We start from the raw sequence: 15097 nt of genomic DNA on the forward strand, positions 1-15097 counted from the left end.
CCCCTGAGGCACAGGCGAGGTTTACCTTGTCTGCCGTTGCCCGTGGCGAGTCGTCATGACCCGATCATCCACTTGGCCAGGCCATGTCGTCCGCTGACACCCAACTTGGCGGCGGCGCGTTTGAGATAGGTTTCGATGGAGCTGTTTTTGACACAGAGTTTTTCGGCCATCTCCGGTACGGTGCCCCCGGCCAGCAGCCCCAGGCAGACTTCTTTTTCACGCACCGAAAGGGTTACGTCGCATGGCATCAGCCGTTCATCGAACTCGCGCTGCAACTGCGTCTGTTCAAAGGCATTGAGCGAATGGGCCGCAGCGGTGCCAGGGTTCCTGGCACTGGACTGACGATTGATATGTGCATGTCGTTCCGCCAGCGGCAGCAGTGTCTCCGAGAGGTATTTCAAAAAGGACAGCTCTCGCAGGGAGAAATCGCGGTGATCACGGGGACGGTGCAGTGAGATCACGCAACGACGATTGGCCTTGCGTGAAATCAGACTGCATTGATGGGATACACCGAGCCAGCTATTGCCGTTCTCGTTTTTTATCCGCCCGTTCAGATGAATCAACAGGGCGTCGTCTACCTCCAGCACTCTTTTTACCAAGGGATGATCGTGACGCTGTTTGGCGCTGGTCGGGCAAGCGGAATGCATTTGCGCGCTTTCCTGCAATCCGGCGTACCCCAAGAGCTGCACATCGACAATATTTGATTGTGTGTCGTCAACTGTCCATTCACTCAGAACGATCCGACTGACAGCTACCGAAGTCACAATCAGCTGGTGCATATTCGTCAGGAATTTTTCTTGTCCAACACTTGAAATCAGTTTTCCCAGCTCTAAGTAGATGTGTGTTTTTTCCACACTCCTAACAACACTCGTTTGTTGAGTCATTATGCTTATCCTGCATATTCGAAATTGCTTGTAGTTCATGGGGGCGTTGACGGATGAAATCCGACTCGATACCCATTGCTGCAGCTATTTCTGGAATTGATACCTGGGGAGTCAGATATCACCTGTGGGATCCGTCCACAAAAAACGATTCAGCCTGTAGGGTTATTAAGCGTTCCTTCGTAGGAAAAGTCTGTAGTGGAAAACAGGGACATCCTACGCCATTGACTTGGCGCTGTTTAGTTGGCGGTGTCTGTTGAACACGGAGATCGCGCAGGTTTTTTTCTATGGCTGCGGCCAAGGAGAGTTCGTGGTGGTGAGCGCTTTTAAAGAAAAATTTTTAGCTAAAAGAATGAGTTGGGTTGCTTGCATATATGCGCTTCGCTATTTCTGTGTGATCTTTTTGGATTGATTTTCCCGGGATAAATTCATGGAAGAAAAATTCTATGACTGTCAAAAAAATCACGTTTTAAGATTTATTTTCTATTAATTGCCCTGGGTTATAGGGGATTTTCGCCATGTTTCAGTTTTTTTTTCGTTGAAAACGGCAGTTTTCTGCTGAATACAAACCCTGGGTTGTACGGCGCGTTTATCGCCGTACAACCAGGCCTGTTTATGACGCCGTGTCGGTTTTCAATGCGTGGGAAATTGCCTCGCCCAGAGCGCTCGCATGGGGGGGCTTGACCAGTGTGTTATGCGTTCCGGGCAATGCCGTCACACTCACCTGATCCTTGAGCAACGCACCCCAGCCCAGGGTTGGATCGCTGCGTTTCTGCTCGCTCGCGGTAAACAGCGACACTTTGAGCGAGGTGGGCGGGCTGACGTAGGCGCCGATGGCCAGGCGTGTCGCATAGGCCACCCCAAGGTGGCTGCGCAACAACCCGGAATCGATATCGTGAGGCAGTTCCTCCGGGAGCAAGCGGTTGGCGATGCACAGGGCCAACATCGCCTCGATGTCCGCGTTTTGCGCCAGCGCTGTCAGTTGTCGGAACACCTCGTCATCGATCTGCTCGGGCAGCCAGGCCATCAGGAACTGCGCTTCGCTCACGGATTCATTCGGTGTCGGAGCAGGGCGTGCCGACGCATCGATGATGCCCACGAAGTCGATGGGCTCGCCGCCGGCCTGCAGTTGCCGAGCCATCTCATAGGCAATCAAACCGCCGGCCGACCAGCCGGCGATTCGGTACGGACCTTGCGGCTGGACCTGGCGAATCGCCGACAGGTAGCGCGCCGCAATGGCCGGTACGTCGGACAGCGGCGCTTCTCCCGCCACCAGGCCGCTGGCGGCCAGGCCGTAGACCGGCACTTGTGGGTCCAGCGAGGGTGCCAGATCCCGCGCATATTGCACTTCGCCGCCCAGAGGATGGACCAGGAACAGCGGGCGCTGAGAGCCGGTACGGCGGATGGGCACCAGATTGCTGCGAGACACTGGCCGTGCCTGGCCGTCGAGGGCCCTGGCGAACCCGGCAATGGTCGGCTCGACAAACAGGTCACGAATCGCCACCGGCTTGCCGAGTACCTTGCGCAAGCGTGAGGCCATCTGGACCGCCATCAAGGAAATGCCGCCAATGCTGAAGAAGTCGTCATGCCGACTGATTCGCTCCAGTTTGAACAAGTCCTGCCAAACTGCCGCGATGGCGATTTCGGTGTCCCCCTGGGGGGCTTTGTAAGGTAACGCCGGGGGCTGGCTGTCTTCGGCGGCGGGTGGCACGACCACGGCGTTGATCGAACGGACCAGCGTCGGCGTGTCGCCCAACAGATGACCGATCGACTGCTGCCCATCGGCCACCAGGTTTTCCAGCACCTTGGCGAACAGTTCGGCGATGTTTTGTACAGTCGCGGTGTCGAACAGGTCGTTGGCGTATTGCAAACTGCCGCTGATGCGGTCGGTGTTGTCGATCAGTGACAGCGACAGGTCGAACTGCGTGGTGCGGTGAGCGCTTTCTATTGACTCCACCTCCAGCCCCGGCAATTGCAGGGGGGCCGGTGGCGTATTGTTCAGGCTCAACATCACCTGGAACAACGGGCTGTGGCTCATGCTGCGGGTCGGTTGCAGGGCGCTCACGACTTGCTCGAACGGCAGGTCTTGATGGTTATAGGCGGCCAGGGTCAGGTTTTTGATCTGGCCCAACAGCTCAGCAACAATCGTTTCAGGCCCGGTGGCGACTCTCAATGCCAGGGTGTTGGCGAAGAAGCCGATCAAGGGCTCCAGTTCCGGACGCTGACGATTGGCCACGGGGGTGCCAATCACCACATCATGCTGACCGCTCAGATGGCTCATCAGCACCGACCAGCCGGCTAGCAGTGTCATGAATAACGTGGTGCCCCGGGCCTGGCTGAACGCTCGCAGATCCGCACTGAGTGTGGGTGAAAAGACGCAGTCGACGATACCGCCGGCATAGCTTTGAATGGCCGGACGCGGGCGATCCAGCGGCAGGTTCAACAGGCTTGGCGCACCCTCCAGATGTTGCCGCCAGAAGTCGATCTGAGCCTGCAGCGCCGAGCCTTCCTGCGCGTTTCGTTGCCAGGCGGCGTAGTCCACGTATTGCAGCGCCAGGGCGGGCAACGGGTCCTTGCGCCCCTGGCTGAACGCGGTGTAGAGCACGCTCACCTCATGCGCCAGCACGCTGTTGGACCAGCCATCGGAAACGATGTGATGCAGGGTCATCAACAGCACATGTTCCTCATCCGCCAACTGCACCAGATGGCCGCGCATCAGTGGTCCGTGGTTCAGGTCGAACAGCTGCGTCGCATTGCTCTGGCCGAGGCGGGCGAGGGTCGCCGACCGCTCAGCCGTCGATAGTGCGCGCAGATCCTCTTGCTCCAGAGTGAAGCGGTAATCGGCTGGAGCGATTTTTTGCAGCGGTTCGCCGTCCACCAGTTCGAAACGGGTGCGCAGGGTTTCGTGGCGTGCCACCACACGATCCAGGGTGGCGTGCAATGCCGGTTTGTTCAGCGCCCCCTTGAGGCGCAAAGCCAGCGGCAGGTGGTAGGCGGCACCGGCGGCGTGGTCCAGGTGGTCGAGGAACCACAGCCGTTGCTGAGAGAACGACAACGGCAAGCGCCCCGAACGGTTGGCCAGCGGAATCGACTGCGACTCGGTCGGCGAGGCGGCGCTGACCAGTGACGCCAGGCCGCGTACCGTCGGCGCGTCGAACAACTCGCGCAAGGTGATCCGCGCGCCGAGCTTGCGCCGTAGTCGCGAGAGCAATTGCACGGCAAGCAGAGAATGGCCGCCCAGTTCGAGAAAACCGTCATGGCGCCCGACCTGATCCAGATGCAACAAGCTTTTCCAGATCTCGGCGATGGCGACTTCGGTGTCACCCTGGGGCGCTTCATACGCCTTGCTGGCCAGGGACTCCTGGCCCGGTGCGGGCAGGGCCCGGCGGTCAAGTTTGCCGTTGGCGGTGAGGGGCAGGGCGTCGAGGTGCACGAAGGCGCTGGGCACCATGTACTCGGGCAGACCGTTCAACAGCGCGCTGCGCAGTTGCTCGGCCGGCACAGGTTCGCCGCAGACATAGGCGACCAGACGCTTGCTGTCCGACTCTCCCTGGCTGTCTTCGCGAGCGATCACCACCGCTTCACGGATGCCTGGACACGCCACCAGAGCGTTTTCGATTTCCCCCAGCTCGATGCGGAACCCACGGATCTTCACCTGGAAGTCGTTACGCCCCAGGTACTCCAGCGTGCCGTCGGCCAGCCAGCGACCGAGGTCGCCGGTCTTGTACAGGCGTGCGTTCGGGGCGCTGCTGAACGGGTCGACGATAAAACGTTCGGCACTCAACGCGTCGCGATTGAGGTAACCACGGGCCACCCCGGCACCGCCGATATGCAGCTCGCCGGCCACGCCCAGCGGCGTTGGTTCGCCGCGTGCGTCCAGCACATGCACCTGAACGTTGGCAATCGGCCGGCCGATGCTTGGCCGCTCGCCGAGGTCGCGGATCAGGTCGATGGTGGCGTCCACCGTGCATTCGGTCGGGCCGTACATGTTGTAGAAATGGATGGTCTGGCAGTTGCGCAACTTCTCCCAGGTCGCGGCGTTGATCGCCTCGCCGCCGAGCAGCACGCTCACCGGTTGGTAGCTGCGGCGTTCCAGCAGGCCGGCGGCGAGCAAGGTGTCGAGCTGCGACGGGGTCGAGTCGAAGGCGTGCACCTGATGCTGCTCGAGGAAGTCCAGCAACTCGCTGCCGCTGGCGCGGATCAGTTGCGGGATGATCACCAGGCGATGGCCGGAGAATAGCTGCGCGATGCCCTTGATCGACATGTCGAAGAAGAACCCGGCATTCAGGGCCACGGTGGCCGGGGTCGGGCAATGCTGATGGGTGGTGCGGGTCAGCACCTGCCAGAAGTTGAACACCGAACGGTGCTCGACCATCACGCCTTTGGACTGCCCGGTGGAGCCGGAGGTGTAAATCACATAGGCCAGGTGTTCCGGCGTCAGGCCCGGCACCACGGGGTTGGCATCGAAGGCCGGATCGTCGGCGGCCTGCAGTGACTCGCGGGTGTCGAGCAACAATAGCGGCAGCTCGCCCGCCGGCCAGGTGAGGGTCGATGGGGTCAACAGCGCGCGGGGCTGACTGTCCTGCAGCATGAACGCCATGCGTTCGGCGGGGTGGGCCGGGTCGATCGGCACATAGGCTGCGCCGGCCTTGAGCACGGCCAACAGACCGACGATCATTTCCAGGCTGCGTTCGGCACAGATCGCCACCCGCTGATCGGGCTGGACGCCGAGGACCAGCAACTGCCGGGCCAGGTGATTGGCCCGGCGGTTGAGCTGGCGATAGGTCAGTTGCCGCGTTTCGCAGACCAGCGCCACCGCTTCGGGATGGGCCTGCACCTGGGTTTCAAACAGGGCATGAATCGGCTGCGGGGCAGCGAACTCGGTGGCGGTGTGATTGAAGTCGCGCAGCAGCAGTTGGCGCTCGGCGCCGGGTACGACGTCGAGGCTGCTGGCCAGGCAGTCGGGGGACTGTTCCAGGGCGTCGACCAATGCGGCCACGGCCTGCGCGAGGTAGGCGGCGATCCGCTGCGGGTCGATGCCGGTGATTGATTGAGCGGTCAGGGAGAACCCGCTGGCCACGTTCGCCACGGCAATTTCGATGGGGTAGTTGGTACGGGTTTCGGAGGCAATAAAGTGCATGCCTTCGTGGTCGCCCATATCCTCGACGTTTTCCCCGGACGCGTTCACCAGATCGCCGTGACGACAGTTGAGGATGACCGTGAACAGTGGCAGGGAGGCATCCACCGCACTGCAACGTTGCGCCAGGGCCAGGGAAGCCTGTTCGTGGGTCAGCAGTTCACTGAGCTGCTGGTAAGCGTCCCGGACAATGTCGCTGACGGTGTTTTGCTGCAAGCGAATGCGCATCGGCAAGGTATTGATGAACATCCCCAGCGCATGGTCGGCGCCGGCAGTGCCCTGGGAGCGGCCCGAGAGCACCGTGCCGAAAATTCCGTCGTCGCGCCCGCTGGTGGCCGCGACGACCAGGCCCCAGGCAGCATGGAACAGCACTGACGTTGGTACGCCCTGATCCCGTGCCGTGCGATACACCCGCGCACTGAGGTCGTCGCTCAAGTGTTCCACCGCGCGTTTGATCCCGGCGCCGTTGCCCCGTACATCCAGCACGCCGTAAGGCGCGGTGGTGGAGTCGACATCGGCCAGCAAGCGACGGAAGTAGGCTTCATGTTCGGCCTGGGACACCGTGGCGGCCTGAGCGATGAAATTGCGATAGGGCTGGGACGGCGGCAGGCTGTCGGCCTGGCCGGCCAGGACCGCCTGAATCTCCAGCATGATCAGGCGCAAGGTGACGTTATCGCTGACCAGGTGATGGTCGAGCAACGCCAGCAGCCACTGTTCCCGAGTCGTGTCGTAGGTGATATACGCCGCGATCAGCGGTGCCCGTTGCAGATCGAGTCGCAGATGATGGGTGTCCGTACGGTCACGGAGCATTTGCAAGGCGTCTTCACCGGGGACACTGTCCAGAGTAATGACCGGAAGTTGCGCTTGACGATGGACCACCTGTACCGGCTGCGGCAGACCGTGCCAGCGCAGGGCGGTGCGCAGGATGTCATGGCGGTCGATCACCACCTGCACCGCGGCGAGGAAGTCATCGAGTAATGGGCGACCACTGAACATCACCACGGTGCGCATCAGGTAAGCGTCGCCTTCGGACTGCAACAAGTGGTGAAACAGGATACCTTCCTGCAGCGACGACAGCGGGTAGATGTCCTGCACATTGCTAGCCCCGCCGGGGACATCGGCGACGATCTGCTCGATTTCCTGTTGGCTCAGGGTTACCAGCGGCAACATCTGCGGTTCGATCGCCGAGCAATCGGCGGGGATCAGGTTCGCCGGGACGACTCGCCGGGTGTTGCTGCCGCCGACGAGGACCGCGGCCATGGCCTTGAGCGTCGGGGCGGAGAAGACCGTGCGTACATCCAGTTGCAGGTCGGCCTGACGCAGACGCTCGATCAAGCTAATAACCAGGAACGAGTGGCCGCCGAGTTCGAAAAAGTGATCCTGACGACCCACTCGTTCAAGCCCAAGCAACTCCTGCCAGGCGCTAGCCAGTGTGATTTCAATGTCCCCCAGCGGTGCTTCGTAGTGCTGGCTCGCGGCGGCGGACACGTCCGGTGCCGGCAAGGCGCTGCGGTCCAGCTTGCCGTTGTTGGTCAGCGGCCAGGCCGCCAGAGTCACAAAGGCGCTCGGCAGCATGTGCTCGGCCAGTACGCTCGCCAATTGGCTGCGCAAGGCCGAGGACTCAGGGACGATCCCTTCATGGGCGATCAGGTACGCCACCAGCCGTTTGTCGCCGGGCTGGTCCTCGCGCACGGTCACCAGGGCTTCGCGGACTTCGGCGCAGGCCAGCAGTTGGGCTTCGATTTCTCCCAGTTCGATGCGGAAGCCACGAATCTTGATCTGCGAATCGTTGCGGCCCACGTAAACAATGCCGCCATCGGCGCGGTAGCGGGCGATGTCGCCCGTGCGATACAGCCGCGCCCCCGGTTCCACGGCGAACGGATCGCTGATGAACCGCTCGGCATTGAGTTCGTCGCGGTTCAGGTAATGCCGGGCCACACCGGCACCGCCAATGTAGATCTCACCGTTGACGCCCACCGGCACCGGTTGCTGGTAGTCATCGAGAATTCGCAGGCACAAGTCCGGCAGCGCCGGGCCGATCAGGCTGGGAGCACCCGCGTCGATGTCACCCTGGCTGACCGGATAGTAGGTGGCGTGCACGGTGATTTCGGTGATCCCGTACATGTTGACCAGTCGGGTGCGGGCCAGCGCTGTGCGCGCGGTCCAGGGCCGCAGGCTGCGCATGTCCAGCGCCTCGCCACCGAAGATCACTTCGCGCAGACCATGCTCCTGATCGCTGCGCTCACGGGCTTCGATAAGCTGGCGGAAGGCGCTCGGCGTCTGGTTCAGCACCGTGACGTGCTGTTGGCAGATCAGTGCGTAAAAGTCATCGGGCGAACGGGCCACGTCGCTCGGGACAATCACCAGTTTGCCGCCGTAGCTCAGGGCGCCCCAGATTTCCCAGACCGAGAAGTCAAACGCGAAAGAGTGGAACAGCGTCCACACATCGTTGCGGCCAAAGTCGAACAACTCGGCGGTGGCGTCGAACAGCCGCGCGATATTGCCGTGCTCCACCAGCACACCCTTTGGCAGCCCGGTAGAACCCGATGTGTAAATGACGTAGGCCAGATGCTGCGGTGTCAGGCCGAGTACATCAAGCTCAAGGTTGTGGTCCAGGGACAGGTCTGTCAGGTCGTCTGTTGCGGCGAAATCGTCGAGGCTCAGCACCGGCACCGCATGGGGCGGCAGGGCGTCGAGGCAGGCGGGTTGGGCCAGCAAGGCCACCGGTGCGCTGTCCGCCAGCAAATAGCCGAGGCGTTCGGCGGGATAGGCCGGGTCCAGCGGCACGTACGCCGCACCGGCCTTGAGCACGGCCAGTACCGCGCAGACCATTTCCACCCCGCGTTGGGCCAGAATCGCCACTCGGTCATCGGGACGCACGCCTTGGCCGATCAGCTCTCGGGCGATGCGATTGGCGCGGCGATTGAGTGCCTGATAATTCAGTTCGAGTTCACCGAAGACCAGCGCGATGCTCTTGGGCTGGGTAGCGGCGAGTTGTTCGAAGCGCTGATGAATCAGCAGCCCAGGGGCGAATACGGCCTTGGGCGGCAGCGTCGCCGGTGAGTGCTGACGCTGTGCCTGGCTGAGTAACGGCAAGCCGAGCACCGGTTGTTCGACATCTTCGACCATCGCCTCAAGCAGGGTCTGGAAGTGCTGGGCGAAACGCTCCACGGTCGAGCGATCAAACAGGTCGCTGGCGTATTCGATCACCCCGGCCAGCGTGCCGCCATCATTGCCCAGTGTCAGCATCAGGTCGAACTGCGAGGTTTCATGGGCCTGAGCCACAGGGGTCAGGGTCAGGCCGGGCAGGCTCAGTTCACCGCCGTCAGGGGTATTGTCCAGTGACAGGGCAACCTGGCACAGCGGGTTGTGGCTCAGAGAGCGCGGCGGCTGCAAGGCTTCGATGACTTGCTCGAAAGGAATGTCCTGATGCTCGTGGGCTGCCAGGGTGGTCTGCTTGATCTGCTCCAGCAGCTGCGCCACGCTCGGCTCTTGCCCAAGGTCTACCCGCAGGGCCAGGGTGTTGACGAAGAAGCCGATCAGGTTTTCGGTTTCGGTGCGGCCACGGTTAGCCGTTGGCACACCGATCACGACGTCCCGTTCGTTGCCTAGGCGTGCCATGAGTACCGACCAGGCACTGAGCAACGCCATGAACAGAGTGACGTTGTGCTGCTGGCAGAAGTGTTCCAGGCGTTCGCGCAGTGCCGGGGCGATTTCCACCGGGACGTCACCGCCCCGATAGCTTTGCACCGCCGGGCGCGGGCGATCGGTGGGCAGGGACAACAGCGACGGCGCGCCGCCAAGGTGCTCACGCCAGAAGTCGGCCTGATGGCTCAGGCGCTGGCCATCGAGGGCCCGGCGCTGCCAGGCGGCGTAGTCGGCATATTGAACCGTCAGTGCTGGCAAAGGGTCGGCCTGGTGTTGGCACAAAGCCCGGTAAAGCGCGGCGAATTCCCTGACCAATACACCCACCGACCAACCGTCGGAGATGATGTGGTGTTGGGTGATGAGCAGAATGTGTTCGTCATCGGCCAGGCGCAGCAGGCGACCACGAATCAGCGGCCCCTGGCGCAAGTCGAACGATGCCATGGCCTCGCTGTTGCCGATGCGGGACGCGGTGATGCTCGCTTGCTCATAAGACAGAGACCGCAAATCTTGCTCGGCCAGCGCAAAGCCGCAGTTCGCCGGAGCGATGATCTGCACCGGCTGTTCGCCATGGCGTTCGAAGGTGGTGCGCAGGCTTTCGTGCCGCGCCACCAGGCGGTCCAGTGCGGCCTTGAGTGCGGCATGATTGAGATCGCCGCGCAGCAGCAAGGACGCGGGCATGTGGTAAGCGGTGCCGGCGCCGGGATCGAGCTGGTCGAGGAACCACAGGCGCTGCTGGGAAAAGGACAGTGCCAGCGGCGCGTTGCGGTCGGCGATGCCGATGGTCTCGGTGCTGACCATTTGCAGGCCACCCACGACCCGGGCCAGTTCTTCCACGGTCGGATGGCTGAACAGCTCGCGCAGCATCAATTCGCCGCCCAGCTGTTGCCGCACCCGGGAAACCAGTTGCGCGGCCAGCAGCGAATGCCCGCCCAATTCAAAGAAGCTGTCATGGCGACCCACGCGCTCCAGGCCCAGCAGCTGCTGGAAAATCTGCGCCAGGACCTGTTCGGTGGCGCCTTCGGGAGCGGTATAGCCGCGCTCGGACATAGCGTCCAGGTCCGGTGCCGGCAACGCGTCTTGATCCAGTTTGCCATTGGCGGTGAGCGGGTACGTGTTCAGGCTGACGAAGGCACTCGGGATCATGTAGTCGGGCAGGGTGGCTCCCAATTGCTTGCGCAGAGCGGCCACTTCCAGCACAACCCCCGATTGAGCAATCAGGTAGGCGATCAGCCGCTTGCTCTGGCTCACGTCATCGCGGGCCAGTACCCGCGCTTCGCGCACGCCGTCGCAGGCCAGCAGTTTTGCTTCGATCTCCCCCAGCTCGATACGGAAACCACGAATCTTCACTTGGGCGTCCATCCGGCCCAGATGAACCATCTCACCGTTGTTCAGTAACTTGCCCAGGTCCCCCGAACGGTACAGCCGCTCGCCGGGGCGGAACGGGTCGGCAATAAAGCGTTCGGCGCTCAGTTGCGCACGGTTCAGGTAACCGCGACCGACCCCCAGCCCGCCAACGCAGATTTCACCGGCCACGCCCACGGGCAACAGACGCTGTTGGGCGTCGAGGACGTAGGCCACGGTAGTCGGAATCGGCCGCCCGATATTGGAGATGCCCGCGGCGATATCCGCCGCACCGATGGCTTTGTAGGTGACATGTACACAGGTTTCGGTGATGCCGTACATGTTAACCAGCGCCACATGGGAGAAGGCGCGATGGAAGGCGTCGAGCTTGCCCAGCTCCAGACTCTCCCCGCCGAAAATCACATAGCGCAGCCGTTCGAGACGCACATCCGGTCGCGTCAGGGCCGCCGCGCTCAGTTGATGGAATGCCGACGGGGTCTGGTTCAGGACCGTCACCTGTTCGCTTTCGAGGAAACCGAGCAGTTCCCCCGGATCGCGGCGCAGGGCCTCGGGCACCAGGGTCAGGCGAGCGCCGAAGAGCAGGGCACCGAAGATTTCCCAGACCGAAAAGTCGAAGGCATTGGAGTGGAACAGCGACCAGACATCATCGGCATTGAACTGGAAGTCCGAGCGATTGTTATGCAGCAGCCGCACGACATTGCGGTGTTCCAGCAGCGCACCCTTGGGTTCACCGGTGGAACCCGAGGTGTAGATCACGTAGCAGAGGTGATCCGGGGCGTTGACGTTGGGCAGGTTGGCGGCAGCGTTACCAATGTCCGGGGCCGTGCTTGTCGGTTCGGCATCAAACACTTCGACGCCGAGTGCTTGCAACGCCGGGCTCATGTCCCGATGGGCAATGGCTGTGCGTGCGCCGCTGTCCTGGAGCACATAGGCGATGCGTTCTGCTGGCGAGCTCGGGTCGATCGGCACATAAGCGGCGCCGGCCTTGAGCACTGCCAGGGTGGCGACGATCATCTGCAAGGAGCGATCCAGTGCGATGGCCACCAACGCTTGCGGCTGCACGCCCGAGGCACGCAATCGATGGGCCAGGCGATTGGCCTGCTCATTGAGCTGGCGATAGCTCAGGCGTTCCTGGCCCAGATTGACGGCAATGCGTTCCGGGGTCTGGCGTGCCTGTTCCTCGAAGATCTGATGCAAGGTCAGGCTGTCGGGCCAGGCCGCTTCGCTGTCGTTGAAGTCGAGGATCTGTCGCTGACGCTCGGCGGTATCCAGCAGGGGCACGTCGTCGACACGCTGCTGCGGATTATCGACAACGGCTTCCAGCATGCGCACGTAATGGCCCATCAACTGCTGGATAAATTCGCGGTCGAAGAACTCCGCGTTGTACGCCAGATGCCCGGCCCAGTGCTGCTTACCGGCAGTGATCAGCAGGTGCAGGTCGTTCTTGCCATAACCCAGGTTGGTTTCCAGGGTATTGACCGCCAGACCCGCCACCAGCGTGTGGGTGTCGGTGCTGTGCTGGAAGTTGAAGAGCACGTCGAACAGCGCGGTGCGGCTCATGTCCTTGGCTGGGTTGAGGGTCAGGACCAACTGGTCGAACTGCATGTGGCGATGCCGCAGCGCCTGGGTCAGGTGGCTGGCGGTCTGCTCCCACAACTGTTGCAGGGTGGTGTCGCTGTCGCAGGCTCCGCGCATGACCAACAGGTTGTCCAGTGGCCCCACGACATCGCGCAAGGCCGGTTCGCGACAGGCCGCCGTGGTGCCGACGATCAGCTCATCGTGCCCCGCGTAGCGGCGCAACAAGGCGGTAAAGGCGCTCAAGGCCAGGCTGTCGCTGCTCACGCCGACTTCCCGGGCCAGGGTTTCAAGGCGCCGGACCAGCGCCGGCTCGATCACGAATTCATGGGTGGCTTCGGCAAATACATGCACCGCTGCCCGTGGCCGATTCAACGGCAGTTCCAGGGCTTGCAGCTTGCCGCGCAATTGATAGGCCCACCAGGCGCGCAGGTTTTCCCGGACAGCGGCCGGCAGGTTGCGTTGCCAGGCGGCAAAGTCGTCGTAGCCCAGGGACAGCGCTGGCAGCTCGGCGCTGCGTTCGGCGCAGGCGGCTTCATAGAGGGCCAGCAGGTCGCGCTTGAGCAACTGCATGGAAGTGCGGTCGGCCAGCAAGTGGTGCACGGCAATGGCCAGGACGGCGTTGTTTTCGTCCGCCCGTACCAGGGTGGCGCGCACCAGGCTGCCGCCGTTCATGGTCAATGGACGGCGCGTTTCGGCCAGGGCTTGGGCCGCCATGTCGTGCACGCTGCTCTGAATCAATTCAAGCGCAAGCGTCGCGGCGCCGTCGAAGCGTTGCCAGGCGCTGGCGCCATCGGAGAACACTCGGCAACGCAAGATGTCGTGGCGGGCCAACAACCCATCGAAGGCGGTTTGCAGGGCCGGCTGATTGATCTCGCCCGTCAGTTCCAGCAGCAGCGCAATGTTGTGATAGACCGGATTGGCCTCATACAGGTAGCCGGTCTCGAAGGTATCGACGAACCACAGTCTTTCCTGGTGGTAAGACAGTGGCGCCCGTTCCGGCAGGTGCGCCAGTGCCGTGACCTCAGGCAGGGCCAGAAGCGGGTCCAGATCCAGCGCAGCGATACGGGTTTGCGGGGCTTCAGTGAAACAGCGCAGCAGTCGCTCGAAGCGCGCCGCCAGGCGTTCGATGGTGGAGGCGTCGAACAGCGCAGTGGAATACGACAGGCTGCAGGCCAGGCTCGGGCCGCCTTCGTCGATGTGCAGGGACAGATCGTGCTGGGTGTTGTCCTTGCGCGAAGGCAGGAATTCCAGGTTCAGCCCCGGCAGTTGCAACTGGCCGCCGGCGCCCCCGGCATTGGTGTAAAGCATGGTCTGGAACACCGGGCTGTAGCTGGCGCTGCGCGGTGGCTTGAGGGCTTCGACCACCAGCTCGAACGGCGTGTCCTGGCGGGTGGAGGATTCCAGCATCAGGTCTTTGACTTGTTGCAGCACCTGATCGAGGGTCGGGTTGGCGTCCAGGCGGATGCGCAGGGCCAGGGTGTTGACGAAGAAACCGATCAGCGACTGCACATCCTGGCGGTCGCGGTTGGCGGCGACGGTGCCGATCACCAGATCCTGTTGGCCGCTGATCCGCGCCAGTAACACCGCCCAGGCAGCCATCAAGGTCATGAACGGCGTCGCGGCGCGAGACTGGGCGAACTGGCCGATGGCGCTGGACAGCGGCGCGGGCAGATCGAACCCCAGGGTCTCGCCGCGATAGCTTTGTACCGTCGGACGTGGCCGATCGGTCGGCAGCGAGAGCATGGCCGGGGCGCCGGCCAGATGACTACGCCAGAACTCCACTTGCTGGCTCAGGCGCTCGCCATTCAAGTGCTGGCGTTGCCACGCGGCGTAGTCGGCGTATTGCAGGGCCAGCGTCGGCAGCGGATCGGCCTGTTGATTGCTGAATGCCTGATACAGCGCGGCGAATTCCTTGACCAGCACGCCGATGGACCAGCCGTCGGAGATGATGTGGTGCTGGGTAATCAGCAGGAGGTGCTCATCGTCTGCCAGGCGCAGCAGGCTGCCACGGATCAGCGGCCCGTGCAGCAGATCAAACGGCGTCGCCGCTTCGCGTTCGGTGAGGCGAATTGTTTGCTGTTCGGCTTGCTCCCGGGGCAAGCGCCGCAGGTCGTGTTCCATCAGGGTAAAGCCGCAGTGCGCCGGGGCGATGACTTGTACCGGGTGTTCACCTTGGCGTTCGAAGGTCGTACGCAGGCTTTCATGCCGGGCCACCAGACGGTCAAGAGCCGCCTTGAGCGCTGTCTGATCGAGAGTGCCATGCAGCAGCAACGAGGCCGGCATGTGGTAGGCGGCGCTGGCCGTCGGGTCCAACTGATCGAGGAACCACAGCCGCTGCTGGGCGAACGACAGCGCCAGCGGACCGGTGCGGTCCACGGCAACCATGTCGTCAGGGGTTGTATCGATGACCCGTGTTGCGCCGCGTTGCTTGAGCAGGCGCAGGAGTGCGGCACGTTTCAACTGGTCGAGACTATCGTTATGTTCGTTCAAT

2 protein-coding genes are annotated in these 15097 nt (G+C 62.5%); both read right to left on the bottom strand.

Features of this window, described 5'->3' with window-relative positions; all coding sequences use genetic code 11:
• Positions 1-53: 53 nt before the first annotated feature.
• On the bottom strand, positions 54-884 hold the full coding sequence (locus tag ACZ89R_RS02045; protein ID WP_310659066.1) for a helix-turn-helix transcriptional regulator: 831 nt from the start codon (positions 882-884) through the stop codon (positions 54-56).
• A 610-nt stretch (positions 885-1494) separates the two neighbouring features.
• Positions 1495-15096 (bottom strand): amino acid adenylation domain-containing protein, encoded by a 13602-nt coding sequence (locus ACZ89R_RS02050; protein ID WP_429546887.1) that lies wholly within the window; start codon positions 15094-15096, stop codon positions 1495-1497.
• Position 15097 lies beyond the last annotated feature (1 nt).

Source organism: Pseudomonas sp. TE3728, assembly GCF_056279145.1.

What these genes read in the sequence shown, in the direction of transcription:
- ACZ89R_RS02045 (WP_310659066.1), bottom strand. Translation starts at nt 884, where the DNA reads ATGACTCAACAAACGAGTGTTGTTAGGAGTGTGGAAAAAACACACATC.